The sequence below is a fragment of the Aeromonas sp. WP2-W18-CRE-05 genome (assembly GCF_014168615.1).
GTDB classification, from domain to species: Bacteria; Pseudomonadota; Gammaproteobacteria; order Enterobacterales; family Aeromonadaceae; genus Aeromonas; species Aeromonas caviae.
This window is the reverse complement of the sequence record NZ_AP021917.1, coordinates 4174684-4197370: the sequence shown is the minus strand read 5'-3', so window position 1 is coordinate 4197370 and position 22687 is coordinate 4174684. Positions and strand designations below refer to the sequence as shown.

General features: G+C 65.1%; 23 protein-coding genes. 12 read left to right on the top strand and 11 right to left on the bottom strand.

The window, feature by feature from the left end; translation table 11 throughout:
- The first annotated feature begins 84 nt into the window (after nucleotides 1-84).
- Nucleotides 85-1350, top strand: a complete 1266-nt coding sequence (gene tyrS / locus H7R73_RS19570; protein ID WP_103261079.1) for a tyrosine--tRNA ligase — start codon at nucleotides 85-87, stop codon at nucleotides 1348-1350.
- On the opposite strand, the gene H7R73_RS19565 is transcribed toward tyrS, so the two are convergent.
- On the bottom strand, nucleotides 1345-2250 hold the full coding sequence (locus tag H7R73_RS19565; protein WP_103259517.1) for a LysR family transcriptional regulator: 906 nt from the start codon (nucleotides 2248-2250) through the stop codon (nucleotides 1345-1347). The genes tyrS and H7R73_RS19565 overlap by 6 nt on opposite strands.
- A 116-nt stretch (nucleotides 2251-2366) precedes the next feature.
- Between H7R73_RS19565 and H7R73_RS19560 the strand changes: the two genes are divergently transcribed.
- Nucleotides 2367-3473, top strand: coding sequence for an NADH:flavin oxidoreductase (locus tag H7R73_RS19560; protein ID WP_103259518.1), 1107 nt, complete (start codon nucleotides 2367-2369; stop codon nucleotides 3471-3473).
- Between the two features lie 79 nt (nucleotides 3474-3552).
- On the opposite strand, the gene yrfG is transcribed toward H7R73_RS19560, so the two are convergent.
- A complete protein-coding gene (gene yrfG, locus H7R73_RS19555) occupies nucleotides 3553-4221 on the bottom strand; it encodes a GMP/IMP nucleotidase (protein ID WP_103259519.1) in 669 nt (222 codons plus the stop codon).
- Nucleotides 4222-4368: 147 nt separating this feature from the next.
- On the opposite strand from yrfG, the gene nudE reads away from it, so the two are divergent.
- The 3 genes from nudE to H7R73_RS19540 all read left to right on the top strand — a co-directional run bounded on the left by nudE (nucleotide 4369) and on the right by H7R73_RS19540 (nucleotide 7514).
- Nucleotides 4369-4977, top strand: coding sequence for an ADP compounds hydrolase NudE (nudE, locus tag H7R73_RS19550; RefSeq protein ID WP_039040577.1), 609 nt, complete (start codon nucleotides 4369-4371; stop codon nucleotides 4975-4977).
- A gap of 44 nt (nucleotides 4978-5021) precedes the next feature.
- Complete coding sequence (cysQ, locus tag H7R73_RS19545) at nucleotides 5022-5834, top strand: 3'(2'),5'-bisphosphate nucleotidase CysQ (protein WP_010675709.1); 813 nt, start codon at nucleotides 5022-5024, stop codon at nucleotides 5832-5834.
- Between the two features lie 411 nt (nucleotides 5835-6245).
- Nucleotides 6246-7514 (top strand): aromatic amino acid transport family protein, encoded by a 1269-nt coding sequence (locus tag H7R73_RS19540; protein ID WP_029314815.1) that lies wholly within the window; start codon nucleotides 6246-6248, stop codon nucleotides 7512-7514.
- 82 nt (nucleotides 7515-7596) lie between these two features.
- Here the strand turns inward: H7R73_RS19540 and H7R73_RS19535 are convergent, their stop codons facing one another.
- The 3 genes from H7R73_RS19535 to metJ all read right to left on the bottom strand — a co-directional run bounded on the left by H7R73_RS19535 (nucleotide 7597) and on the right by metJ (nucleotide 9137).
- Nucleotides 7597-7935, bottom strand: coding sequence for a tRNA-binding protein (locus H7R73_RS19535; protein WP_010675707.1), 339 nt, complete (start codon nucleotides 7933-7935; stop codon nucleotides 7597-7599).
- 84 nt (nucleotides 7936-8019) lie between these two features.
- Nucleotides 8020-8778: an AraC family transcriptional regulator gene (locus tag H7R73_RS19530; protein WP_103259520.1), complete on the bottom strand. Its 759-nt coding sequence runs from the start codon at nucleotides 8776-8778 to the stop codon at nucleotides 8020-8022.
- Nucleotides 8779-8813: 35 nt separating this feature from the next.
- Complete coding sequence (gene metJ, locus H7R73_RS19525) at nucleotides 8814-9137, bottom strand: met regulon transcriptional regulator MetJ (protein ID WP_005327165.1); 324 nt, start codon at nucleotides 9135-9137, stop codon at nucleotides 8814-8816.
- Nucleotides 9138-9360: 223 nt separating this feature from the next.
- Between metJ and metB the strand changes: the two genes are divergently transcribed.
- Nucleotides 9361-10539 (top strand): cystathionine gamma-synthase, encoded by a 1179-nt coding sequence (gene metB, locus H7R73_RS19520; RefSeq protein ID WP_010675705.1) that lies wholly within the window; start codon nucleotides 9361-9363, stop codon nucleotides 10537-10539.
- Nucleotides 10539-12992 (top strand): bifunctional aspartate kinase/homoserine dehydrogenase II, encoded by a 2454-nt coding sequence (locus tag H7R73_RS19515; RefSeq protein WP_103259521.1) that lies wholly within the window; start codon nucleotides 10539-10541, stop codon nucleotides 12990-12992. Before metB ends, H7R73_RS19515 begins: the two co-directional genes overlap by 1 nt.
- Before the next feature lie 67 nt (nucleotides 12993-13059).
- Here H7R73_RS19515 and H7R73_RS19510 read toward each other — a convergent pair whose 3' ends face one another.
- Nucleotides 13060-13749, bottom strand: coding sequence for an LrgB family protein (locus H7R73_RS19510; RefSeq protein WP_010675703.1), 690 nt, complete (start codon nucleotides 13747-13749; stop codon nucleotides 13060-13062).
- Nucleotides 13742-14143 carry a CidA/LrgA family protein gene (locus H7R73_RS19505; protein WP_039040574.1) on the bottom strand — a complete coding sequence of 134 codons (402 nt, stop codon included), beginning with the start codon at nucleotides 14141-14143 and terminating at the stop codon, nucleotides 13742-13744. The genes H7R73_RS19510 and H7R73_RS19505 overlap by 8 nt, the downstream gene beginning before the upstream one ends.
- A 128-nt stretch (nucleotides 14144-14271) precedes the next feature.
- Between H7R73_RS19505 and H7R73_RS19500 the strand changes: the two genes are divergently transcribed.
- Nucleotides 14272-15147: a LysR family transcriptional regulator gene (locus H7R73_RS19500; protein WP_039040573.1), complete on the top strand. Its 876-nt coding sequence runs from the start codon at nucleotides 14272-14274 to the stop codon at nucleotides 15145-15147.
- A gap of 15 nt (nucleotides 15148-15162) precedes the next feature.
- Here the strand turns inward: H7R73_RS19500 and H7R73_RS19495 are convergent, their stop codons facing one another.
- The 3 genes from H7R73_RS19495 to pdxR form a co-directional block, all read right to left on the bottom strand.
- Nucleotides 15163-15999, bottom strand: coding sequence for a substrate-binding periplasmic protein (locus H7R73_RS19495; protein WP_232092711.1), 837 nt, complete (start codon nucleotides 15997-15999; stop codon nucleotides 15163-15165).
- A complete protein-coding gene (locus H7R73_RS19490; protein ID WP_232092710.1) occupies nucleotides 15977-16861 on the bottom strand; it encodes a hypothetical protein in 885 nt (294 codons plus the stop codon). The genes H7R73_RS19495 and H7R73_RS19490 overlap by 23 nt, the downstream gene beginning before the upstream one ends.
- Before the next feature lie 102 nt (nucleotides 16862-16963).
- Nucleotides 16964-18391 (bottom strand): MocR-like pyridoxine biosynthesis transcription factor PdxR, encoded by a 1428-nt coding sequence (gene pdxR, locus H7R73_RS19485; RefSeq protein WP_103259522.1) that lies wholly within the window; start codon nucleotides 18389-18391, stop codon nucleotides 16964-16966.
- A 252-nt stretch (nucleotides 18392-18643) separates the two neighbouring features.
- On the opposite strand from pdxR, the gene H7R73_RS19480 reads away from it, so the two are divergent.
- From H7R73_RS19480 to H7R73_RS19470, 3 genes are read left to right on the top strand one after another with little or no spacing between them, the layout of a single operon-like run.
- Nucleotides 18644-19111 (top strand): OsmC family protein, encoded by a 468-nt coding sequence (locus H7R73_RS19480; protein ID WP_103259523.1) that lies wholly within the window; start codon nucleotides 18644-18646, stop codon nucleotides 19109-19111.
- 18 nt (nucleotides 19112-19129) lie between these two features.
- Nucleotides 19130-19567, top strand: a complete 438-nt coding sequence (locus H7R73_RS19475; RefSeq protein ID WP_069651919.1) for a rhodanese-like domain-containing protein — start codon at nucleotides 19130-19132, stop codon at nucleotides 19565-19567.
- A 28-nt stretch (nucleotides 19568-19595) separates the two neighbouring features.
- The gene (locus tag H7R73_RS19470) at nucleotides 19596-20324 is read left to right on the top strand and encodes a GNAT family N-acetyltransferase (protein ID WP_103261082.1); all 729 of its coding nucleotides are present in this window, start codon (nucleotides 19596-19598) and stop codon (nucleotides 20322-20324) included.
- Between the two features lie 128 nt (nucleotides 20325-20452).
- Here the strand turns inward: H7R73_RS19470 and ybaK are convergent, their stop codons facing one another.
- The gene (gene ybaK / locus H7R73_RS19465) at nucleotides 20453-20923 is read right to left on the bottom strand and encodes a Cys-tRNA(Pro) deacylase (RefSeq protein WP_010675694.1); all 471 of its coding nucleotides are present in this window, start codon (nucleotides 20921-20923) and stop codon (nucleotides 20453-20455) included.
- A gap of 181 nt (nucleotides 20924-21104) precedes the next feature.
- On the opposite strand from ybaK, the gene H7R73_RS19460 reads away from it, so the two are divergent.
- Entirely contained in the window at nucleotides 21105-22586 is a 1482-nt protein-coding gene (locus H7R73_RS19460; RefSeq protein WP_010675693.1) for a GGDEF domain-containing protein, read from the top strand.
- Nucleotides 22587-22687 lie beyond the last annotated feature (101 nt).

The following is a 22687-nucleotide window of genomic DNA, read 5'->3' as shown; positions in this document are numbered from 1 at the left end:
GGCAAAACTGTCCCCTGGGGGACATATCTGCCAGCACTGCAAACGGCGAGGATGGCCCTCTTTCTTTTGCTGTTGGAGCCCTCCATGACAAATCCTCACTTGCTCGATGAGCTGACCCAGCGCGGCCTGGTGGCCCAGAATTCCGACCCGGTGGCGCTGGCCGACCATCTTGCCACCCCGCGCACCGTCTACTGCGGCTTCGATCCTACCGCTGGCAGCCTGCACATCGGCCACCTGGTGCCACTGCTGATGCTGCGCCGCTTCCAGTTGGCGGGCCACACCCCGGTGGCCCTGGTGGGCGGGGCCACCGGCCTTATCGGCGATCCCAGCTTCAAGGCAAGCGAGCGCACCCTCAACAGCGCCGAGACGGTGCAGGGCTGGGTCGCCAGCCTGTCGGCCCAGATAAGCGCCCTGCTGCCGGCGAGCGACGGGCTGGCGGCGCCGCTGCTGGTCAACAACGCCGACTGGATGGGGCAGATGTCCGCCCTCGATTTTCTGCGGGACATCGGCAAGCACTTCTCGGTCAACGCCATGCTGGCCCGCGAATCGGTGCGCCAGCGCCTGGCCCGTCCGGATCAGGGGATCTCGTTCACCGAGTTCTCCTACGCCCTGCTGCAATCCCAGGACTTCGCCGTGCTCAACCAGCGCCTCGGCTGCACCCTGCAGATCGGCGGCAACGACCAGTGGGGCAACATCACCAGCGGCATGGATCTCACTAGGCGGCTGCATCAGACTCAGGTCCACGGCATGACGCTGCCGCTCATCACCAAGGCCGATGGCACCAAGTTCGGCAAGACCGAGGGGGGCGCTATCTGGCTCGACCCGGCGCTCACCTCCCCTTACGCCTTCTACCAGTTCTGGCTCGGTACCGCAGACGAGGATGTCTACCGCTTCCTGCGCTACTACAGCTTTATGCCGCTGGCCGAGATTGAGACGCTGGAAGCGGAGGATGCGAAGCGGCAGGGGCGCAAGCTGGCCCAGCAGGTGCTGGCGGACGAGCTGACCGAACTGGTACACGGCAAGGGGGCGCTGGCGGCGGCGCAGCGCATCAGCGAATTGTTGTTCAGTGGCGAGGTAGCGCGCCTTGGGGAGAGCGATCTGGCCCAGCTGGCCCAGGATGGCATGCCAAGCAGCCCCATCAAGGGGGAAACGGATCTGGTGACCCTGCTGGTGGAGTGCGGCCTGGCCAACTCGAAGCGGATCGCCCGCGAGCTGCTGGCGGCGGGGGCCGTCAGCGTCAACGGTGCGATCCGCCGGGATGAGCCGCTCACCGCTGACGATCGGCTGTTCGGCCGCTACCTGCTGCTGCGCCGGGGCAAGAAGCAGTACCACCTGGTGATCTGCTCATGAAGGGGTGAGCGCCTCGATGACGTAGTCGAGGAAGTGGCCGACCAGGGCCGACTCGGCCCGGCGCTGGGTATAGAGGGCGTAGAAATGGGCCCCCTTGGGGCGATAGTCCGGCAGCACTTCGCGCACCACCCCCTCGGCCAGCTCGGCCGCCACCAGGTAGCGCGGCAGGCGGGCTATCCCCAGTCCCTGGCGCATCCCCTGGTGAATCGCCTTCTTGCTGCTGAAGGCCAGCTCGCCCGCTACCTCGAGAGGGATCTCGCGCCCCTGGGCAAGCAGGGGCCAGCGCTCGTGGCGGCCGTACTCCTGGCTGCGGGTGATGAGGCTGTGCTGGTGCAGATCCTGCGGTGTGGTGAGGGGCGGGTGGCGGTCCAGGTAGTCGGCGCTGGCGCAGAGCACCAGATCGTCCACCGCGATGGGGCGCGCCAGGTAGGGCTGGGTGCCGAGCTCGGTGCTGCGAAACGCCACGTGCAGGTTGTCGCGCAGCAGGTCGGCCGGGGTATTGCTGAAGTCGGCGATGATCCGCACCTCCGGGTGGTCGGCGCGAAAGCGCAGCAGCACCGGAGTCAGCACCACTTCTCCCCAGAGATCCGGCGCCGTGATGCGCAGCTCCCCGCACAGTGCCGAGCGGCGGCGCTGCAGCCCGTCCAGCAACTGCTCGTGCAGGGCGATCATCTGGTCGGCCTGGCGGTAGGCGAGCTCTCCTGCGTCGGTCAGTTGCACCCGGCGGGTGGTGCGGCTCAGGAGCACGCTGCCGAGGCTTTGCTCCAGGTGGCGCAGATCTTTTGACGCCTTGCTCGGGGTGATGCCGAGCTGGGCCGCCGCCGCGGCGAAGGATCCACAGCGGACGATGGCGACCAGCAGGCGCATCAGGTAGAGGGTGTCGAGCTTGTGGTGACTCATGAGGGGTGGCCTATTGTGTCTTGCTGGGAATGAATGTCTTGCTTGTGTGCCTGATTATATCCTCCTGGCCCGGGTTTATAGTGGCCGCCATGCCATTGCGATCCCGGGAGAGGACGATGAACAAGACATTGGGCGACAGCTTCCACTTCGAGCGAGCCGGATTGCGGCTCAAGAACCGGGCCGTGCTGGCCCCTTTGACCCACAACATGAGCGGCGCAGGCGGTGATCCCGGCCAGGCCGAGTTCGACTGGCTGGCGCGCTGCGCCCGTGGCGGCTTCGGCCTGCTCATCGCCGCTGCCACCCAGGTGCAGCCCGGCGGACGCTGCTGGGCGGGGCAGCCTGCCCTGATGACGGATGTCCAGCAGCAGGCCTTCACGGCCCTGGCCGACAGTGCGCGGCAGGCCGGGGCGCTGGCGGTGGTGCAACTGCATCACGGCGGGATGCGGGCTCTGCCCGAGCTGAACGACGGGGTGCCGGTCGGCCCGTGCGCGCTGGCGCCGGGCGGGCGTTACCCTCTCGGGGTCAAGGGGCTGAGCGAGGAGAAGATTCTGACGCTCATTGACGCCTTTGTGAGCGCTGCGGAGCGGGCCCATGGCGCCGGCCTGCACGGGGTCGAGCTGCACGCAGCCCACCACTTCCTGCTCTGCAACTTCCTCAACCCCCTGCACAACCGGCGGACCGACCGCTGGGGGGGCAGCCTCGCGAACCGGGCGCGGATCCTGGTGGAGATAGTGCGCGGCATTCGCGCCCGTCTACCCCGGGGTTTCCTGGTCGGGGTGCGTCTCTCCCCCGAGAGCTATGCCCATATCCAGGGCATCGAACTGGCCCATCAGCTGGCGGTGGCGCACCTGCTGGCGAACGAGGGGATCGACTACCTGCACTTCTCCATGGGGGACAGCTTCAAGGCGGTGGCGGGGGATCCCGACGGCGGCGCCCTGCTGGAGGCGGTAAGGGTCGGGTTGGCCGGGCGGGTGCCGCTCATGGTGGCGGGCAAGATTAGCGACGCAGATTCGGCGGAGCGAGCTCTGGCCGGCGGCGCCAATCTGGTGGCGGTGGGCACGGCGGCCCTTGGCAATCCGGACTGGATGGAACGGGTGAGCCGCGGCCTGCCTCTGCATGCAGCCCCTTTCACGGCGGCGCACCTCACGGAGGTCGGCTTCACCCCAAGCGCCCTCGACTACCTGGCTGGCATGGGGGTGCTGGCTCCGCGCGATGCGGCCTGAGGGCTTTCATGAACGGGATGCGCTCGGCAGGCTGTTGAGCTGATGTGACAAGGCCCTCGTGAAGAGGGCCTTGTGCGTGTCAGGCGCCGAGAGGGAGCAGGTCGGCGTAGTCCTCGAGCGCCGGGAAGTGCTGGAAGGTGAGCGGCGGCATCTGGCTGTCGGGGTGACGGATGCCGAGCTGGTGGGCGATGCCGAACTCGGCCGAGGCGGCCAGGATCCGCTCGCTGTCATCCACGAAGAGGGTGCGGGCCGGGTCGAACGCCAGCCGCTCGGCCAGTGCCTGCCAGCAGTGCTGGCTCTCCTTCGACCACCCGAGCTCATGGGTGCTCACCATCAGATCGAGGTGCTGGGCGAGGCCGAGGCGTGCATCCTTCACCGACAGGCTGGCGGGATGGGCATTGGTGAAGAGCACCACCTGCTTGCCGGCGGCCTTGAGTGCGGCCAGGAAGGGAATGACGTTGGGGCGCCACTGGATCTTCTCCAGGATCTCCTGTTTGAGGGCGCGGATGTCGAGCCCGAGCGTCCGGGTCCAGTAATCCACGCAGTACCAGTCGAGCGTGCCGTTGACCGCATGATAGTGGGTGTCTATCTGCGCCTTCGCCTCGGCCAGCGGCAGGCCGAGTCGCTCGGCGTAGCGCACCGGCACCAGGGTTTGCCACAGATGGCTGTCAAAATGGAGATCGATCAGGGTGCCATCCATGTCGAGCAACACGGTATCAATCTGGTGCCAGGGCAGGGGAGTCGACATGGGGCCTCGCGATGTCTGTGATGATGGGAAAAACGGGGTGCATTATAACGGATTTTTCAGACATCTTTCCCCTCTTTGCCCCGTGGTGTTCGGCAGGGGAGTCGTTTACTCTTGAAACACGATTTTTTAACGAGCAGTCAGCCCCCGATGAGCGATCCCCACAAGCGCAATCCCGTCCACCTCAGTGTCGAGACCATGGCCCATGACAAGAGCAAGCCGGAGATCCTCAAGGCCGAGATCGTGGCCGAGAGCCGGTTGTTCAAGGTGGAGTCCCTTCACCTGAAATTCTCCAACGGCGAGGAGCGGGTCTACGAGCGGATGCGCGGCGGCAACCGGGGGGCCGTCATGGTGGTGCCCCTGTTCGATGCCCACACCCTGCTGCTGGTGCGCGAGTACGCGGCGGGCACCCACTCCTACGAGCTGGGTTTCCCCAAGGGATTGATAGACCCCGGTGAAAATGCCTTCGAGGCGGGCAACCGGGAGCTGATGGAGGAGGCGGGCTTCGGGGCGAGCAGCCTGACCCTGCTCAAGCAGGTGTCGCTGGCGCCGGGGTATTTCTCCAGCCGGATGGACATCTTGCTGGCGCGGGATCTCTACCCCGAGCAGCGGGTCGGTGACGAGCCCGAGCCTCTTGAGGTGATCCCCTGGCCCCTCAACCGGATCGACGAGTTGCTGGCACGACCGGACTTCACCGAGTCGCGCAGCATCAGTGCCCTGCTGCTGGCCAGCAAATGGCTGGCGGAGCAGGGAAATTAGCCCGCAGAGGGTCTGTTTGGTAATCAGAGGCAGAGGTAAGCACCATGCAGGAGTTGTTGGCCTGGATACCCGAGGTCAAGGAGATCGCCCGTGAGGCGGGCAGGATCCTTCACGAGATCTATCGCGGCGGTCAGTTCGAACGCCAGTTGAAGGAGGATGCGACCCCGGTCACCAGTGCCGATCTTGCTGCCGATGCCTACCTCAAACAGGCGCTGGCAGCGCTCACTCCCCATGTCCCCGTGCTGACCGAAGAGGCGGCCGACATCCCCTTCAGCCAGCGTGCGAACTGGCGCCAGTACTGGCTGGTGGACCCGCTGGACGGCACTGGTGAGTTCATCGCAGGCAGCGGCGACTTCGCTACCCTGATCGCCCTGGTGCGGGACAATGTCCCGGTGCTCGGGGTCATCTATGCCCCCGAATCCGATCTGCTCTACTGGGCGGTGCGTGGTCACGGCGCCTTCAAGGAGGCGAACGGCGAGAGCCGTCCCATCAGCGCCATCCATCATGAACACGATCAGCCTGACTCCCTGGTGGTGGCCATCAGCCGCCGCCAGAAACTGGAGAACCTGACCCGTCGCCTCAACCCGGCCATCCACTACGAGCTGATCCCGCTCGGCTCCAGCTCCCTCAAGTCCTGCCTGGTGGCGGAAGGCGTGGCGGATTGCTACGTGCGCCTGGGCCCCACCGGGGAGTGGGATACCGCTGCCGCCCAGTGCATCGTGGAGGCGGCGGGGGGCCGCATCCTCAGCCTGGCGCTGCAACCGCTGAGCTACAACGAGACCGAGTCGCTGGAGAACCCGGACTTCATCGTGATGGGGGACCCGGATCTCGCCTGGGGACGCATTCTGGCCCACTGACGGGTCGACCATCTCGCAGGGAATGCAATCAGGCGACCACAGGGTCGCCTGATTGCATTGGTGTGATCCACTGGCTGGTTACGGGGATTTCAGGGAGATTCGCTAGTGATGGCAATAACGGCAGTGGATCATCACATCCAATCTGGCTGCACTGGCATAAATTTCATTTAATTCTGAAAACATGCATTTCATCGAAACAAAAAATCGGCGTGGGTTTTAATTTTGGTTTTATATTCCTGGCTTTCGGTTAATGTCAGGATTAATTGAATAATCCGGGGTGAAATTCCCTCCCAATCTCACTGGTGGAACAGGGCTTTGCCAGTGAGATCTGCCAGTCTCCCTTTTTGAGAATTAAATGCTAAAGGAGCACAATCTTTTTAGATTTTAATACTACGTAAAAGTGATTTATCGATGAGTTTATCTGCAGACGTCTCGCGGGAGCTGTCCGGTTCCCCCTCCACCATGGCCAGCACCGGCTGGCGTCGCCACGACACCCACTGGGTCATCAGCCTGTTCGGCACCGCCGTCGGCGCCGGCATTCTGTTCCTGCCCATCAACCTGGGTCTGGGGGGGATCTGGCCCCTCATCATCGTCGCCGTGCTGGCCGGTCCCATGACCTTCCTGGCCCACCGCGGGCTGGCGCGTTTCGTGCTCTCGTCGTCGCGCCCCCAGGCCGACTTCACCGAGGTGGCCGAGGAGCACTTCGGCAAGATGGCCGGGCGCCTCATCTCGGCGCTCTATTTCCTCTCCATCTTCCCGATCCTGCTCATCTACGGCGTCGGGCTGACCAACACGGTGGAGAGCTTCATGGTCAATCAGCTCGGCCTGGCCTCCCCGGATCGGGTGATGCTCTCCGGCGTGCTGGTGTTCGCCATGATCGCCGTGATGCTGGCAGGCGAGAAGGCGATGCTGCGGGCCTTCGCCGTCATGGTCTACCCGCTGGCGGCTATCCTGCTGGCCCTCTCCTGCTATCTCATTCCCCAGTGGCAGTGGCCGGAAGTGACCGCCTTTGAAGGCACGAGCTTCCTCAACACCGTCTGGCTGGCGCTGCCGGTCACCGTGTTTGCCTTCAGCCACGCCGCCGCCATCTCGGGCTTTGCCAATGTGCAGCGCCGGGAGTACGGGGAGCAGGCCGAAACCAAGAGCGGCCTGATCCTGCGCAACACCACCGTCATGCTGGTGGGCTTCGTGCTCTTCTTCGTCTTCTCCTGCGTGCTGAGCCTCTCCCCGGCTCAGTTGGCCGAGGCCAAGGCCCAGAACGTCTCCGTGCTCTCCTACCTCGCCAACATCACCGACAACCCGGTGATCGTGACCCTGGGGCCGCTCATCGCCTTCATCGCCATCAGCTCCTCCTTCCTCGGCCACTTCCTCGGTGCCCGCGAGAGCCTGAAAAGCCTGATCGCCAAGCCCACCGGCCTGCCGCTGGCGAAGGCGGACAAGCTCGGCATCGCCCTGATGTTCTTCGCCATCTGGGGCGCCGCCATCATCAACCCGGGCATTCTGGGGTTGATGGAGACCCTCTCCGGTCCCGTCATCGCCATGATCCTCTTCATCATGCCGGTGGTGGCCATCTACAAGGTGGAGGCGCTGGCCCGCTTCCGTCACCGTTGGGTCAACGGCTTCATCCTGCTGACCGGTGCCCTGGCGGTCTCGGCCCTGCTGTTCAGCCTGCTGAAATAAGCCAGGCCGTCAGCATCAAACAAGAGAGGCGACCCCGGGGGTCGCCTCTCTTGCTTCTGCTTTCTGGTTGCCTTGCCGTGTCTCACCCCAGCTTGGCGCCGTTCTCCACCGCCTGCTCGGGGATGGCGATCACCACGGCGCCATCCGGGCGATAGAAGCCGGTCAGCAGAAACTCCGACTGGATGGGGCCTATCTGCTTGGGGGGAAAGTTCACCACGGCGACGATCTGGCGGCCCACCAGATCCTCCGGTCGATAGAGGTCGGTGATCTGGGCGCTGCTCTTGCGCACCCCGAGCTCGGGGCCGAAATCCGCCCACACCTTGTAGGCGGGGCGGCGCGCCTCGGGGAAGGGCTCGACCCGCACCAGGGTGCCCACCCTGAGCTCCACCATCTCGAAATCCTGCCAGCTTATGGTCTGCATCTTGGCTCCTCGTTGCTCATACCTTGCATGAGCCTCAGCATGCCTCGAATGCCCGGGGATTGTCTTCGGCAAAGAGCCGACCGATTACGGCAGGCAGCCGTTTTGCCGGCGCCAGAGGGAAGGGGTCAGTCCGGTCTCGGCCAGGAAGCGCTCGGCAAAGGCTCCCTGGTTCTGGTAGCCGCAGCGGCTGGCCACTTCGCCGACTGGCAGCCGGGTGCGAGCGAGCAGGGTGCGGGCCAGTGCCATACGCCGCATCCTGAGGTAGTGAGAGACGCTCGTGCCCACCTGCTGGCGAAAGGCGTGTTTGAACTGGCTCAGGCCGAGGCAGGCGATGGCGGCGAGTCCCTCGTTGGTGAGGGGGTCTGCGAGGTGGGCTTCCATATGACGCTGCACCTTGGCGATACGAGGGGCTATGCGGGGTGCGACGGCAGGGCCCATGCCGCGTCCCTCGGTCAGCAGCCCGAGCCACACCTGATCCATGCCGGCCACGTGGCGCCCCTCGGCCACCATGCGGTGCAGGAAGGCGAGGTAGTGGCGCTGGGCCTCATCCAGCTCGACGAAGGGGTGGTCCCCCAGGGCGGCCGGCAGCCAGTGGCTCTCCTGCACCAGAAACACGTGCGCCGGATCGGCGGCGTAGTCGTGGCGAAGGCCAGGGGCGATGATGCAGGCAAAACCGGGGGCGAGGCGACATCCCCGGCCCTGCACCTCGATCTCGAGGGGGCCGACGAGGGGGATCACCAGCTGGGCGTGGTCATGACTGTGGCTCTGCATGTCGCTCTGGTAGTGACGCAGGCTGAAGGGGGAGGCGGCAGATAAGCATGACGCGGCACCGGGCCGCGTCATTGAAAGGGATGCATCGTTTGCCATGGGCAGCCGCATTACTCGGCGTCGAAGTCTTCGATCTCTTTGCCAAGGGCTTCCATGATGGCGCGGGCCTCGGCGGGGACGCTGTCCGGGTGATCCTTGCGCAGATCGTCGTCACAGGGCAGCGGCTGGCCGGTGAAGGCGTGCAGGAAGGCTTCGCAGAGCAGCTCGCTGTTGGTCGCATGACGCAGGTTGTTCACCTGGCGACGGGTGCGCTCATCGGTCAACACCTTCAGCACCTTGAGCGGGATCGAGACGGTTATCTTCTTGACCTGTTCGCTCTTCTTGCCGTGCTCTGCATAGGGGCTGACGTAGTCGCCGTTCCACTCTGTACCCATGTTCCACCTGTAGTCGTTTGGCCGTGAGCGCGGATTTTAACCCTTAAGGAATTCAATGGCAATCCAACAGCAAAGCCATTTAGACGTCTAGAAGTGTTGACGGCTTTTTTAAGGTGGCGTAGTGTGGTGCACCATGGGCCGGCAGTCCGGCCAACGAAAATGAGAGCGGGGCTGGACGACCCACGAGGCGGACCGGCTCCGGCAACCCATCAAGGAGAGTGACATGACCCACAAGGCCACCCTGGCGGTACGCACCGGGATTGAGACAGACACGCAGCACGGTGCCGTGGTGCCCCCCATCTACCTCTCCAGCAACTACACCTTTGCCGACTTTGGCGAGCCCCGTCAATACGACTATGCCCGCTCCGGCAACCCGACCCGCACCAATCTGGCGGACGCCCTGGCGGCCCTGGAAGGGGGGGCCGGCGCCGTGGTGACCGGCACCGGCATGGGGGCCGTTCATCTGGTGACCACGGCTCTGCTCAAGGCGGGGGATCTGCTGATCGCCCCCCACGACTGCTACGGCGGTACCTGGCGTCTGTTCGAGTATCTGGCGGCCAAGGGCCACTACCAGGTGCAGTTCGTGGATCAGGGAGACGAGGTGGCGCTGGCCGCCGCGCTGGCCCAGAAACCCGCACTGGTGTGGGTGGAGACCCCCTCCAACCCGCTGCTGCGGGTGGTGGACATCGCCGCCATCGCCGAGGCCTCCCACGGGGTGGGGGCCCAGGTGGTGGTGGACAACACCTTCCTCTCCCCCTTGCTGCAACAGCCCCTGGCCCTTGGTGCCGACGTGGTGGTCCACTCCACCACCAAGTACATCAACGGCCACTCCGACGTGGTAGGGGGTGTGGCGATCGCCAAGGATCAGGCTCTGGCCGACTCCCTGGTGTGGTGGGCTAACTGCCTGGGGCTCACCTCCGGTGCCTTTGACTCCTACCTCACCCTGCGGGGCCTGCGCACCCTGGCTCCGCGCCTGCGCACCCATCAGGAGAACACGGATCGCATCCTCGCCTTCTTGCAGCAGCAGCCGCTGGTCAAGCGGATCTATCACCCCAGCCTGCCGAGCCATCCGGGCCATGACATTGCGCGCCGTCAACAGTCCGGCTTTGGCGCCATGCTAAGTTTTGAGCTCGATTGCAACGAGACGGGGCTGCGCGCCTTCCTCGCGGGGCTGCGCCTCTTCTCGGTGGCGGAGTCCCTCGGCGGGGTAGAGAGTCTGGTGGCCCATCCGGCCAGCATGACCCACAGGGCCATGACCCCTGCGGCCCAGCAGGCGGCGGGTATCAGTGCCCAGTTGCTGCGCCTGTCGGTGGGGATCGAACACGGTGAGGATCTGGTGGCCGATCTGGCCCAGGGGTTTGAACAGGCGCAGTTGGCACAACAGGCAGAGCAGGTGAAGTAATGGAACAACAACAAGGAGAGTGTGTGGTGGCAACAGAGGCAGTCTTCAAGCGGCGCCATGTACACAAGTTCGGCGGCAGCAGCCTGGCGGATCCGGTCTGTTATCGCCGGGTCGCCAGCATTGTCGAGCAACAGGTGGGGGGCAACGAGCTGGTGGTGGTCTCCGCCGCGGGCAAGACCACCAACCGGCTGATCCAGCTGGTGGAGCTGGCGGAAGCGGGGGATGAGGCCGCAGGCGAAGCCATCACCGCCCTGCACGCCTATCAGCAAAGCCTGATCGACGGCCTGCTGGAAGGGGAGCTTCACCTCGATCTGAGCCAGCAACTGACGGACGACATGCAGCTGATCGCCAAGACCCTGGAGGGGCAGTTTGACCGCTTCGAGCGCAACGGCCTGCTCGCCTTTGGCGAGGTGTGGTCCGCCCGCCTGCTGGCTGCCCTGCTCACCAGCCGGGGTGAGGCGGCCGCCTGGCTCGATGCTCGCAGCTTCCTGCGCGCAGAAGACGGCGCCCTCATCAAGGTGGATACCGCCCTCTCCAGCGAGCTGCTCAAGGCTCGGCTGGCCGAGCACGCCGGTCGCATCGTGGTGACCGGCTTCATCGCCGCCGACATGGAGGGGCGTTCCCTGCTGCTGGGGCGCAACGGCTCCGACTACAGTGCCAGCCTCCTGGCGGCGCTGGCGGACGGCGAGTCCACCACCATCTGGAGCGACGTGGCCGGGGTCTACAGTGCCGACCCGCGCCGGGTTAAAGAGGCGCGTCTGCTGGAGCGCCTGAGCCTGGCCGAGGCCAACGAGCTGGCGCGCCTGGGCTCCTCGGTGCTGCATTCGCGTACCCTGCAGCCGGTGGCCGACAGCCGCCAGCGACTCACCCTGCGCTGCAGCTACAATCCGGACGAAGGCTGTACCCACATCCTGCGCCGTGCGCCCCGCTCCGGCGGTGCCCGCATCGTCTCCTCGGTGGATCAGATAGCCCTCATCGAGCTCAAGGTGCTGCCGCAGACGGACTTTGAGCAGACAGTGGCGGCCATCGAGGCCCATCTGGCCCGCCATCGCCTCCATCCGCTCACCCTGCAGCGCCAGCCGGATCGGCGGGTCCTGCGTCTGGCCTACACCCTGGAGGTGGCACAAGGGGCCTTCGAGGTGCTCCGTGACTTCCAGTTGCAGGGCAACTTTACCGGCCTCATCCAGAAGGAGGGGTTCAGCCTGGTCGCCCTGGTGGGGGCCGGCGTCACCGACAACGCCGAGCAGTGCCACCGTTTCTACCAGCTGCTGGCGGATCAGCCCCTGGAGTTCGTGCAGGTGGCCAAAGACGGCCTGAGCCTGGTGGCCGTGCTGCGCCAGATCGTGCTGGAGCCGCTGCTCATCGCTCTGCACAGTGCCCTGTTCAGCCGCCCGACCCGTGTCGGGCTGGTGGTGTTCGGCAAAGGCAATATCGGCGGTCACTGGCTGGGGCTCTACGCCCGCGAGAAGGCGCGCCTCGAGCATGAGCTCAATCTGGCGCTCACCCTCTACGGGGTCTTCGACTCCAAGGGCGGGCTGCTGGACGAAGAGGGGCTGGATCCCCTCAAGGTACAGGACAACTTCAATCCCAAGCCGCTCATCTGGCCGGAGCTGCTCTCCCAGCTGGAGCAGCACAGTTTTGACTCCCTGATCGCGCTCGACATGACCGCCAGCGAGACGGTGAGCCGCTACTACCCGGACTTTGCCCAGCTCGGCATCCACATCATCGCCGCCAACAAGTTTGCCGGTGCCGCCGACAGCGAGTTTTACCAGCGCATCAAGCAGACCTGCCGCGACCATCAGGTGCAGTGGCGCTACAACGCCACCGTGGGGGCCGGGCTGCCCATCCAGTCCAGCATCCAGATGCTGCGTCAGAGCGGTGACCGCATCCAGGGGGTCTCCGGCATCTTCTCCGGCACCCTCTCCTGGCTGTTCCAGCAGTATGACGGCACTCGCCCCTTCTCCGAACTGGTGGACGAGGCGTGGCAACACGGCCTGACCGAGCCGGATCCCCGGGAGGATCTCTCCGGTCAGGATGTGCGCCGCAAGCTGCTCATCCTGGCGCGGGAGGCGGGCTTCGAACTCGACTCCGCCGACATCGAGCTGGAGAACCTGGTGCCGGTGGCCCTGCGCAAGGTGAGTGCGGATCAGTTCATGGACAGGCTCAAGGAGCTGGATGACCCTATCCAGACCGCCTTCGAGGGGGCGCGCCGGGTCGGCAAGGTGCTGCGTTATGTCGCCCGCTTCGAGCACGACGGCAAGGCCCGCGTCGGGCTGGAGGCGCTGGAGCCCCATCACCCGTTTGCCAACCTCTTGCCCTGCGACAACGTGTTCGCCATCGAGAGCGACAGCTATCGCACCAACCCCCTGGTGATCCAGGGGCCGGGAGCGGGCCGGGAAGTGACGGCCGCCGCCATCCAGTACGATCTCTGGCAGATCTGCGCCAGCCTCTGAGGCTGCGTGACACGATGCAATGAGAAGAGGCGCCTCAGGGCGCCTCTTCTGTTATCGGGTGGCGGAGTTACCAGAACAGCCGGCCCAGGAGGGGGGCGAGCAGCACGGTGGCCATGCCGGCGATCATCATCACCATGCTGGAGACCACCCCCTCCTCGTTGCCCATCTGATAGGCCCTGGCTGTCCCGGCCCCGTGAGCCGAGGCACCAAAGCCCGCGCCCTTGCCGAGGCGGCTGCGGATGGCGAGCACGGTGAGCACGCTTTCTCCCACCGCCATGCCGATGACGCCGGTCAGCACCACGAACAGGGCGGTGAGATCGGCGTTGCCACCCACGGAACGGGTCGCCTCCACCGCGAAGGGGGTGGTGATGGATCTCATGGCCATGCTGCGTTGCAACAGCTCGGAGAGGTTGAGCCAGCGGGCCAGCAGCACTGTGCTGCCCACCGCCATCACCACGGACGCCACGACCCCGACCGAGAGGGAGAGCCAGTGGCGGCGCATCAGCTGGCGATTCTCGTAGACGGGCACCGCGAAGGCGACGGTGGCAGGGCCCAGCAGCCAGAGCAGCCAGTGGGATTCGGCCATGTAGTCCCGGTAGGGAATGTGGAACAACATCACCACGGCCACCAGCAGGGTGGGGGCGAGCAGCAGCGGCATCAGGGGCAGGATGCGCTTTTTGCCATAGAGCCACTTGCTGGCGTAGTAGAAGAGCAGGGTCAGGGCGAAGCAGAGCAGGCCGAGCAGGGTGTCAGACATGGCGGCGACTCCGGCGGGCCAGCTTCAGCTCGAGGCGATAGACCCTGTCCACCACCAGCGCCGTGGTGCCGAGCACCAGCACGGTGCTGACGATCAGGACCACCATGATGCGCCACCCCTCCTGCAGCAGCAGCTCCTGATAGTTGACCACGGCCACCACGGCGGGGACGAAGAAGAGCAGCATCTCCGCCAGCAGCCAGCGGGCCCCGGCACTGAACCACTGGGCCTTGACCACCCCGAGCAGGATGCAGACCAGCAGCAGCAACATGCCGGTGAGGTTGGCGGGCAGGGGCAGGTGCAAGGTGCGCACTGCGATGTCGGCCAGCAACCAGATGGCCGCCAGCAGGGCGATTTGGAAGGGGGTTTGCAACCAGCGAAGGCAGAGGGTTTTCATGGCAAGCGTCTTTCTGTGAACCTGCTCACAGTATAGAGAGGGACCAAACCTGCAAAAAACGAATTTAAATTATCAATATCATGCCAAAGAGGCATGATTTAGCCAGCCATCCCCGTCAAGAGAGCACTATGGATATTCGAGCCCTGCGTTACTTCGTCGAGCTGGTGCGGGAGCAGAGCTTCACCCGCGCCTCCGAGAAGCTGTTCGTCACCCAGCCCACCATCAGCAAAATGATCCGCAACATGGAAGAGGAGCTGGGCCAGCCCCTGCTGAGCCGGGTCGGCCGCCGCTTCACCCTGACCGACAGCGGCCAGGTGCTGTTCAATCGGGCCCAGACCATCCTGGCGGAGATGCAGCAGCTGGAGGCGGAGCTGGCGGATCTGCAGAGCCTGCAATCCGGGCGTCTTGCCCTCGGCATCCCGCCCATGGTGGGCCATGTCTATGCGGATCTCATCCGTACCTATCGCAGCCGCTACCCCGGTGTGGAGCTCTCCATCGTCGAATATGGCGGGCGGCGCATCGAGCAGGCGGTGCTGGCGGGGGAGCTGGATCTCGCCATCACCATGCTGCCGACCAGGGAAGAGGGGGCCCTCTGCGCCCTGGATCTGGACAGTTACCCCATCCGGGTGGTGCTGCCGGACCTGCCCCGCTGGCGCGAGGGGGGCGAGATCCGGCTGGAGGCTCTGCGGGACGAACCCTTCCTGCTCTATACCCAGGCCTTCACCCTGAGCGAGCGGCTGGAGCAGGCCTGCGAGCAAGCCGGGTTCGTGCCCCAGGTGGCGGCCCGCAGCAGCCAGTGGGACTTTCTCACCGCCATGGTGCGAAGCGGCATGGGGGTCGCCTTCCTGCCGGAGCCCATCTGCCGGCGGCTGACGCCGGATGGGCTGGTGTTGCGCCCTCTGGCCCCGGCGCTGAGCTGGCGGCTCGGGGTGATCTGGCCAGGGGATCGCTACCTCTCCCGCACCGCCGAGGCCTGGCTTGCCCTGTGCCGCGAGCAGGGCTGAAGAGCGGGGCTGGGGTTAGGGGGTCCCCGGTGACGCCATGCCTGTGACGAAGCGGGCATAGGCTGCGGAGTGTCGCACCTCCTCAATCTCGTCCCACACCTGTTGGCTGAGATCGGGGTGGGCCTGATGGAAGGGGTGGGAGAAGATGAGGTAGTAGGGTTTTTCGACCAGGGGAGGGGTGATCCGCTCGAGTGTGGCCTGCAACTGCGGGTGGGCGGCCAGGGTCCGTTCTGCGACCCCGGTTTGCAGGGCGGCGGCAACGGCGCGCTGCATCGCGACCTTCTTGAGCAGGATCAGTGGTTCCCTGCTGGAGTCATCCACCCTGACACCGCTCTCCCGCAGTTGGGCGACGATGGAGAAACCGGACTGCGCCGCAATGACGCCATGGGCGACGAGCTGCCGGCCATCCCAGCGAACCTGTCCGCCTTTTGGCTGGTAGAGGCTGTAGCTCTCGGTGAGCAGGCGCTTGGCGGGATCAGGTGCCCCCTGTCGCATGGGATAGACCCCTATGGTGCGAGCACGCTCTTCGCTGTAGCTCAGCTTGACGGCGGCATCGAGCTGGCCCTGGCTGACGAGGGAGAGGCAGCGTTTCCAGGGCAGGGGGGTGAGAATGATGGGATGCCCGATCCGGTTTGCCACCTCCTTGAGGTGGAACTGCACTATCCCCTCGCCGGACATCAGCAACCAGGGAGGCGAATCGCTGTTCTCCATGCAGGCACGAATGCTGCCGGGAGCGGCCATGACGCAGGTCGGCAGCAACCAGAGCAGCAGCGCCAGGCAGAGAGTGCGCAAGGGGAGCCTGCCTGACAGGGGAGAACCGGCGAGCCAGTCAGGGAGCGATACCAAAGTCATCCCTCATCGGGTCATAGAGATAGGAGCGGTAGTCGGTGCTCTCGTCGGGCAACTGCGGGTTGGTCAGCCGGAAGATCTGGCGTGAATCGAGTCGGGCAAAGACCAGGGAAGGCTGGAAATGTTGGCGCCAGAGGCGCTGCAGGGAGCCATCTTTCCAGGCCAGTTGCAGGCCGCGCAAAAGGCGCTCGCGCTCCTTGCTGTAGGTGGCGTGGCTGTAGAGGGAGTGGATGAGCGGATAGAAGAGGGCGACATGGCTATCCACGGTCAGCCCCGGCAGGTCGGGTCTGTGGTTTTTCCACTCGCTCAATATCTCGTTGGCACCACGGCAGAAGAGATCGATCCGGCCACGGGCCACCAGGCGAAACAGTGACTCATAGTTATCCACCTCCTGCACTCTGAAGCCGTTGTAGCGAAGGATGTCGGCATCCCGCCAGCCTGTGCCCACCCCTTGCGTGAACTGCTGCAACTGGGACAGGGTGTGAACCCCGGCCAGGGCCTGGGCACGGGCGCTGCCGACAAAACAGACCCGGTAGCCGAGCACGCCCAGATCGATGGGGAAGGGGACCAGGCTGACACCGGGTTGAGGGATCTCCTGGGGCCAGCTGTCGACGATGAAGAGGGCATTCTTGCCCGGCGTTTGCACTTCGAGCCGCATCCTCGCCTTGTTCATCCTGATGGCGTCGAGCAGTTCATAGTCGCCGTAATCGGGCCGTGTTTTCTCCAGCGCCAGCTGCATCGCCGCCCGGTAATAATTCATGCGGACATCCTGTTGGGTTTCCCCGGTGATCAGGGTGAAGCGGGTGGCCGCCATCGTGAGGGACGGGAGGGAGAGGGCGAGCAAAAGGAGCAGGATTCGATGCATCTTGACCGGGTTCGGCAACGGGATTGTGCCCAGTATAGACGGGCCATTCCCGTCGACACAGCGCTATCAGGCTCTGGCAGATCTGACCTCTTGAGAAGGGGGTCATGCGGATTTCATCAAGAGACCCAGGCGACGACAGAGTTGGCGCAGCGTCTGGTTGTCGAGGCAGCCAAAGCCGAGCAGCCACCCCTCCAGCGTCGGCGGGCCCAGGTAGAACTGGCCCAGATGACGCAGCCCCAGCCCGCAGGCGTTGGCGGCATCGGTCCAGCGCGCCTCGCCACCGGGGGGCAGCAGCACGGCGCACTGCAGGCCGGCGCCGCTGTGGATGGGGGTGAGCCCCGGGCAGTGCTCGGCCAGTTCCGCCAGCAGCAGATCCCGTCTGCTCTGGTAGAGGAGGCGGCTCTGGCGCAGGTGGGTGGCGAAGTGCCCGCCCCGGATGAAGTCTGCCGTGACCGCTTGCTGCAACTGGTTGCTGTGGCCGTCGACGGCGGCCCGGGCGCGGCAGAAGGAGTCCATCAGCGGCCTGGGCAGCACCAGGTAGGCGAGGCGCAGTGAGCCGAACAGCACCTTGCTGAAGGTGCCCACATAGATCACCCGCCCCTGGCCGTCGAGCCCCTGCAGGGCGGGCAGGGGACGCTGATCATACTGGTACTCCCCGTCGTAATCGTCTTCCAGGATCCAGGCGCCGTGACGCTCTGCCTCGGCCAGCAGCGCCATGCGGCGGGGCAGGCTCATGGGGACGCCAAGGGGATACTGGTGTGCCGGGGTGCAGTAGATGAGGCGCGGTGCAGGATGATCCCCATGAGGGTTGAGCCCCTCTTCATCCACCGGCACCGGATGCACCCGGGCACCGGCGCTCTCCATGGCGGTGCGAGCCCCGGGATAACCGGGGTCTTCCACCCAGACGGTGTCACCGGCATCGATGAGCAACTGGGTCGCCAGCAGGATCCCCTGCTGGGAGCTGGTGAGGATCAGGATCTGATCCGGCTCGCACACCACGCCGCGGGACTGCACCAGATAGCTGCTGATGGCGGCGCGAAGTTCCCCAAGCCCCTGGGGATCCCCGTAGTTCATCCAGTCGCTGGCGCGCTGGCGCCACTGTTGCTGCATCAGCCGACCCCAGAGTGCCTGGGGGAAGAGACGGGGATCCGGCTGGCTGGAAGCAAAGGTGGTGCCCACCTCGGGCACGTCGTGACAGGCGCCACCCTGGGCCATCTCCTGGCCGCGACGGGAGAGGCCAGCCGCTGACTGGGGCGGGCGCGGCGCGGGGCGCACCGCCGCCAGGGCGACAAAGCTGCCGGCGCCCACCTTGCGCACCAGATACCCCTCCGCCTCGAGCCGGCCATAGGCCAGTTCCACCGTGCTGCGGGAGATACCGAGATCCCGGGCCAGGAGACGGCTGGCGGGCAGGCGGCTGTGCAGGGGCAGGTGGCCCGCCAGGATGGCCTCGCGCAGGGTACGCACCAGTTGTTCGTGCAGGGGCAGATCCCCTTGTTGCTGGCTGGCGAAGAGCGTTGGCAGAACGGTCATGATGCGCTCCCGTTGGCTCGGGGGTTGCGCCCCTTTCGAGGCAGGGATCCTGCCCGCAGGGCATGGCGCGGCTGTGGGGCTGGCGACCGACGGGCAGAGCGGGTGGAGTGGATGGTCATGGTGGCGGCTCGATGAAATTGGTCTGCCCATATTGGCAAAATTGGTCGGCGTGGCAAGGCCATTTTGTCGCTACATTGGTGGTCACAGGGTGGTGCCAGCGGGCGGCACGGATTGGCAACACAAGGAGTCTGCATGTCGGAATACAGTGCCACCATCAGTTGGCAGCGGGGGGAGCACGAGCCCTTCGTCGATCAGCGTTACAGCCGGGCCCATGAGTGGGCGTTTGATGGCGGGGTCAGGGTGCCGGCCTCCTCCTCTCCCCATGTGGTGCCGCTGCCTTACTCGGTGGCGGAACATGCGGACCCGGAAGAGGCGTTTGTGGCGGCCCTCTCCAGTTGCCACATGCTCACCTTCCTCTGGCTGGCGGCGAAGGCGGGCTATCGGGTAGAGAGCTACCGGGACGAAGCGGTCGGCATCATGGCGAAAAACGGACAAGGTCGCCTCGCCATGACCCGGGTCACCCTGCGTCCCAGGGTGATCTTCGGGGGAGAGCAGGAGCCCGCTCTGGCCGATCTGGAGCAGTTGCACCACCAGGCCCATGAGGAGTGCTTCATCGCCAACTCGGTCAACACCGTCGTCACCACAGAGATCGTCATCTAGTCATCAGGAGCGTTCAGGATGAGTCATGTATTGAGCACAGGGGTGGCAGGGGCCGCCGAAGCCAGCGCCTTTTTCGAGGCCCAACTGAAGTTTCGTACCGATCCGGCGGATCTGGCCGCCGATCTGCTGGCCGGGGTGGCGGGCATCGTGGTCATCGATACCCGCTCCCCCGCACACTATGCCGAGGGGCACATTCCCGGCGCCATCTCCTTCCCCCACAGGACCATGACGGCGTCGACCACGGCGGTACTGGACCGGAACCTGGTGTATGTCTGCTATTGCGACGGCATCGGCTGCAACGGTTCGACCCAGGGGGCCTACAAGCTGGCGTCCCTCGGGTTTGAGGTCAAGGAGTTGATAGGGGGTCTGCACTGGTGGCGTCAGGACGGTTTCGCCGTCGCCACGGGCAGCGAGCCCGGAGTGCTGCTGGAAGGGGGAATTGCCTGTGCCTGTTGAACGTTGCAATGAGGGGGGCGACGCCTCCCTGCCCGGTGCCGCCCTTTTCAACGACTTTGGGCAGCCTCTGGGGCGTGCGCTGCCAGAATGGCGCGGCGCCGAGTTCCCTCCCCACCGCGCACTGCATGGCTGGGGCTGTCGTCTCGAGCCCCTTGATCCCGAGCGCCACCTGGGGGATCTGTGGCAGGCATTCAGTGCCGACAGCGGGGCCATGTGGACTTACCTGACCAGCGGCCCTTTCGCGGACGAGGCCGCCATGGGGGTCTGGCTGCGGGAGGTCGCCACCAAGCGGGATCCCCAGTTCTACGGCATCATCGACGAGGGGAGCGGACGGGCGCTGGGACTGGCGAGCTACCTGCGCATCGATCCCCTGGCGGGCAGCATCGAGGTGGGCTGGCTGCACTTCTCCCCCGCCATGCAGCAGTCACGGCTGGCGACGGCGGCCATGGTGTTGATGATGGCCAATGCCTTTGCTCTGGGATACCGGCGCTACGAGTGGAAGTGCAATGCCCTGAACCTGCCTTCGCGCCAGGCTGCCCTGCGCCTGGGCTTCCACTATGAGGGGACCTTCCGTCAGGCGCGGGTGGACAAGGGACACAACCGGGATACGGCCTGGTTCTCCGTTATCGACAGCGAGTGGCCCGCCCTGAAAGGGTGCTTCGAGCGCTGGCTGGAGGACGGCAACTTCGACCATGCCGGGCGTCAGCGTCGCCGGCTTTCCGAACTGACCGCCGCCTGCCGCTCTGGGGCGTGTTGAGGGCGGCAGATCACCCGCCGGGACGGGGCGGTTTCCGGTGCCGGGGCTTTGGGTATCCTTCGCACACAAGGCGCCAGATCCGACATCCAGACGCAAGAGGCGCCAGTCATGGCGCCTCTTTTGTTTGTTCAGTCGTGGTGATCGCCGATGGGGGCCGCAATCCAGTTCATCAGCCGGACCATGTCCCCGGGGGCCACGCCGACCGAGAGCCCCCGCTTGCCACCGCTCACCAGGATCTCGTCGAAGGCCATGGCGGAGTCGTCCAGCACGGTGGGCAGCAGCTTCTTCTGGGCCAGGGGACTGATGCCGCCCACCTTGTAGCCGGTCAGCTTTTCGGCTTCCGCCGGCTTCATCATCTCCACCTTCTTGAGCCCGGTGGCCTTGGCGAGCTGCTTGAGGCTGCACATGCCCGAGGAGGGCACGATGGCCACCACCGCCTGCTTGTCGTGATGGGCGAGCAGGGTCTTGAACACCTGCGCCTCGGGCAGACCCAGCTGGGTAGCGGCATGCTTGCCGAAGTCGTCGTGGGCTTCACACTCGTAGGGGTAGAGCCTGTGGGGGATCTTGAGCTTTTTCAGCAAGTTGATGGCGGGTGTCATGGGGTCTCCTCGAACCGTGGCAAGGCCAGACAGTCTGCGCTCGGGAGCCGGATGTGGCAAGAACCAGTCTTCACACCCAATCGGGGCCTGTGTTAGCGTAACCGGGTGCCGGATCCTATGATTTGGGCACTTGTCCCCGCATTCCAATGCAATGCGCCGGCGATCGAAAGGAATCGTAGCCATGAATACCACAGCACTTTGCGCTCGCGATATCGACGCGATGGATCGATATGAGACCCTTGCCAGGCTGACCGCCCTTGATCGGGCCTATGGCATGGTCGAGTTCGATCTCGATGGTCGCATGGTGTCGGTCAACCCCCTGTTTTGCGACATGCTGGGCTATCCCCCCGAAGCGCTGGTGGGCCAGTCCCATCTCATGCTGTTGCCGCCGGATCTGCAGGCGGAGCATGATCTCTTCTGGCAGAAGGTATTGGGTGGCGAGATCCAGTCGGGGGAGTTTCGCCGGGTCAGGCAAGGTGGCAGCCCCCTCTGGCTCCATGCCACCTACATGCCCGTGAGCGACGAGGCCGGCACCCTGCTGGGGGTGGTCAAGCTGGCGCACGACATTACCTCGGCTGTGATGGCCAAGCAGCGGGTCGAGCAGCAGAGCCAGCTGTTTGACATCGTGGTGGCCGCGCACCAGAGTTTTCTGCTCGATCGCAATCTCGGCTCCGCCTGCGACACAGTCTTCGAGCGGCTGCTGAGCGTGAGCGAGAGCTCCTATGGTTTCATCGGCATCATCCAGTACGAGGATGGTTGCCCCAGTCTCTATGTCCCCTCCATCTCCAATGTCTCCTGGGACGAGGCGACCCACGCCTGGTATGAGCAGCAGCGCCAGAGTCGGGGCGGGCTCATCTTCAGCAAGCTCGACAACCTGTTTGGGCACGTGGTGACCCACAATACCCTGGTGTGCTGCAACGATCTGCCGAGCCATCCAGCCAGTCGCGGTGTCTCCCCCCGTGGTCATCCACACCTGGAGAGCTTCCTCGGCATTCCCATCCGCCACAAGGGGGAGGCGATCGGCATGATCGCTCTGGCCAACCGCCCGGGCGGCTTTGACGAGACCCATGTCAGCCTGCTCGAGCCCCTCACCACGGCCCTTGGCACCCTTATCCACGCCCGCAACCTGGAGGACGAGCGCAGCCGCATGGAGCGGGTGCTGCGCTTCAACGCCGAGCACGACTTCTTGACCAAGCTGCCCAACCGCAGCAGCTTTTTCCAGCAGGCCAACGTGTTGCTGGATCACGTCCAGCACCATCCCGCCGAAGGGGAGGCCTGCTGCCTGGCCTTGATAGATATCGACTTCTTCAAGCAAATCAATGATGTATATGGACACCTTGCCGGAGATGCCGTGCTGGCGTCGCTGGCGGGGCTCCTGATGCAGGCGGTGCGCAGCAAGGATCTGGTGGCGCGCTTTGGCGGGGAAGAGTTCATCCTGCTGCTGCGGGGCACGACCCTGGAGGAGGCCCACACCATCATGGAGCGCATCCGGCGCCAGGTGGAGCAGCACACCTTCCTGTACCAGCACCAGGCGATCACCGTCACCATCAGCGTGGGGCTCACGCCCTATCAGATGAGTTACAGGCGCATGGATGACTGGCTTCAATGCGTGGACCAGCGACTTTACGAGGCAAAACGTCGGGGTCGCAACCAGGTCTCCTGATGAGAGGCCATATCGCGAAATAAAACAGGGCGCCATCATGGCGCCCTGATTGTTGTGGATGTTTTTTTCCCTTAGAGGGGGCTGTGCTGGCGGCAATATCG

Bases quoted from the DNA above. Each gene is read 5' to 3' on its own strand.
- tyrS (WP_103261079.1), top strand. From the start codon at position 85: ATGACAAATCCTCACTTGCTCGATGAGCTGACCCAGCGCGGCCTGGTG.
- H7R73_RS19565 (WP_103259517.1), bottom strand. From the start codon at position 2,250: ATGAGTCACCACAAGCTCGACACCCTCTACCTGATGCGCCTGCTGGTC.
- H7R73_RS19560 (WP_103259518.1), top strand. From the start codon at position 2,367: ATGAACAAGACATTGGGCGACAGCTTCCACTTCGAGCGAGCCGGATTG.
- yrfG (WP_103259519.1), bottom strand. From the start codon at position 4,221: ATGTCGACTCCCCTGCCCTGGCACCAGATTGATACCGTGTTGCTCGAC.
- nudE (WP_039040577.1), top strand. From the start codon at position 4,369: ATGAGCGATCCCCACAAGCGCAATCCCGTCCACCTCAGTGTCGAGACC.
- cysQ (WP_010675709.1), top strand. From the start codon at position 5,022: ATGCAGGAGTTGTTGGCCTGGATACCCGAGGTCAAGGAGATCGCCCGT.
- H7R73_RS19540 (WP_029314815.1), top strand. From the start codon at position 6,246: ATGAGTTTATCTGCAGACGTCTCGCGGGAGCTGTCCGGTTCCCCCTCC.
- H7R73_RS19535 (WP_010675707.1), bottom strand. From the start codon at position 7,935: ATGCAGACCATAAGCTGGCAGGATTTCGAGATGGTGGAGCTCAGGGTG.
- H7R73_RS19530 (WP_103259520.1), bottom strand. From the start codon at position 8,778: ATGACGCGGCCCGGTGCCGCGTCATGCTTATCTGCCGCCTCCCCCTTC.
- metJ (WP_005327165.1), bottom strand. From the start codon at position 9,137: ATGGGTACAGAGTGGAACGGCGACTACGTCAGCCCCTATGCAGAGCAC.
- metB (WP_010675705.1), top strand. From the start codon at position 9,361: ATGACCCACAAGGCCACCCTGGCGGTACGCACCGGGATTGAGACAGAC.
- H7R73_RS19515 (WP_103259521.1), top strand. From the start codon at position 10,539: ATGGAACAACAACAAGGAGAGTGTGTGGTGGCAACAGAGGCAGTCTTC.
- H7R73_RS19510 (WP_010675703.1), bottom strand. From the start codon at position 13,749: ATGTCTGACACCCTGCTCGGCCTGCTCTGCTTCGCCCTGACCCTGCTC.
- H7R73_RS19505 (WP_039040574.1), bottom strand. From the start codon at position 14,143: ATGAAAACCCTCTGCCTTCGCTGGTTGCAAACCCCCTTCCAAATCGCC.
- H7R73_RS19500 (WP_039040573.1), top strand. From the start codon at position 14,272: ATGGATATTCGAGCCCTGCGTTACTTCGTCGAGCTGGTGCGGGAGCAG.
- H7R73_RS19495 (WP_232092711.1), bottom strand. From the start codon at position 15,999: ATGACTTTGGTATCGCTCCCTGACTGGCTCGCCGGTTCTCCCCTGTCA.
- H7R73_RS19490 (WP_232092710.1), bottom strand. From the start codon at position 16,861: ATGCATCGAATCCTGCTCCTTTTGCTCGCCCTCTCCCTCCCGTCCCTC.
- pdxR (WP_103259522.1), bottom strand. From the start codon at position 18,391: ATGACCGTTCTGCCAACGCTCTTCGCCAGCCAGCAACAAGGGGATCTG.
- H7R73_RS19480 (WP_103259523.1), top strand. From the start codon at position 18,644: ATGTCGGAATACAGTGCCACCATCAGTTGGCAGCGGGGGGAGCACGAG.
- H7R73_RS19475 (WP_069651919.1), top strand. From the start codon at position 19,130: ATGAGTCATGTATTGAGCACAGGGGTGGCAGGGGCCGCCGAAGCCAGC.
- ybaK (WP_010675694.1), bottom strand. From the start codon at position 20,923: ATGACACCCGCCATCAACTTGCTGAAAAAGCTCAAGATCCCCCACAGG.
- H7R73_RS19460 (WP_010675693.1), top strand. From the start codon at position 21,105: ATGAATACCACAGCACTTTGCGCTCGCGATATCGACGCGATGGATCGA.